Genomic DNA, 1,582 nt, shown 5'->3' with positions numbered 1-1,582 from the left:
CTTCACTTACCATCAGCGTGCCTTCTCCCGAAGTTACGGCACCATTTTGCCTAGTTCCTTCACCCGAGTTCTCTCAAGCGCCTTGGTATTCTCTACCTGACCACCTGTGTCGGTTTGGGGTACGATTTGATGTTACCTGATGCTTAGAGGCTTTTCCTGGAAGCAGGGCATTTGTTACTTCAGCACCGTAGTGCCTCGTCATCACACCTCAGCGTTAACAGAAGTCCGGATTTACCTAAACTTCCCGCCTACATGCTTAAACCGGGACAACCGTCGCCCGGCTAACATAGCCTTCTCCGTCCCCCCTTCGCAGTAACACCGAGTACAGGAATATTAACCTGTTTCCCATCGACTACGCCTTTCGGCCTCGCCTTAGGGGTCGACTCACCCTGCCCCGATTAACGTTGGACAGGAACCCTTGGTCTTCCGGCGAGCGGGCTTTTCACCCGCTTTATCGTTACTTATGTCAGCATTCGCACTTCTGATACCTCCAGCAACCCTCACAGGCCACCTTCAACGGCTTACAGAACGCTCCCCTACCCAACAACACATAGTGTCGCTGCCGCAGCTTCGGTGCACAGTTTAGCCCCGTTACATCTTCCGCGCAGGCCGACTCGACCAGTGAGCTATTACGCTTTCTTTAAATGATGGCTGCTTCTAAGCCAACATCCTGGCTGTCTGTGCCTTCCCACATCGTTTCCCACTTAACTGTGACTTTGGGACCTTAGCTGGCGGTCTGGGTTGTTTCCCTCTTCACGACGGACGTTAGCACCCGCCGTGTGTCTCCCGTGATAACATTCTTCGGTATTCGTAGTTTGCATCGGGTTGGTAAGTCGGGATGACCCCCTAGCCGAAACAGTGCTCTACCCCCGAAGATGAGTTCACGAGGCGCTACCTAAATAGCTTTCGGGGAGAACCAGCTATCTCCCGGTTTGATTGGCCTTTCACCCCCAGCCACAAGTCATCCGCTAATTTTTCAACATTAGTCGGTTCGGTCCTCCAGTTAGTGTTACCCAACCTTCAACCTGCCCATGGCTAGATCACCGGGTTTCGGGTCTATACCCTGCAACTTAACGCCCAGTTAAGACTCGGTTTCCCTGCGGCTCCCCTATACGGTTAACCTTGCTACAGAATATAAGTCGCTGACCCATTATACAAAAGGTACGCAGTCACACCACGAAGGTGCTCCCACTGCTTGTACGTACACGGTTTCAGGTTCTTTTTCACTCCCCTCGCCGGGGTTCTTTTCGCCTTTCCCTCACGGTACTGGTTCACTATCGGTCAGTCAGGAGTATTTAGCCTTGGAGGATGGTCCCCCCATATTCAGACAGGATACCACGTGTCCCGCCCTACTCTTCGAGTTCACAACGTGTGCATTTTAGTGTACGGGGCTATCACCCTGTACCGCCGGACTTTCCAGACCGTTCCACTAACACACGCGCTGATTCAGACTCTGGGCTCCTCCCCGTTCGCTCGCCGCTACTGGGGGAATCTCGGTTGATTTCTTTTCCTCGGGGTACTTAGATGTTTCAGTTCCCCCGGTTCGCTTCGTTAAGCTATGTATTCACTTAACGATAGTGTG

The 1,582-nt window shown here is 52.7% G+C and carries 1 rRNA gene; it reads right to left on the bottom strand.

Going from position 1 to position 1,582, the window contains the following annotated elements:
• Window positions 1–1,582, bottom strand: a 23S ribosomal RNA gene (locus tag EDF82_RS00280); the annotation flags it as partial.

The organism is Klebsiella sp. BIGb0399 (assembly GCF_003752615.1).
Classification (GTDB): domain Bacteria; phylum Pseudomonadota; class Gammaproteobacteria; order Enterobacterales; family Enterobacteriaceae; genus Klebsiella; species Klebsiella lignicola.
The sequence above is the reverse complement of the archived record's forward strand: the minus strand, read 5'-3'. Positions and strand labels throughout refer to the sequence as shown.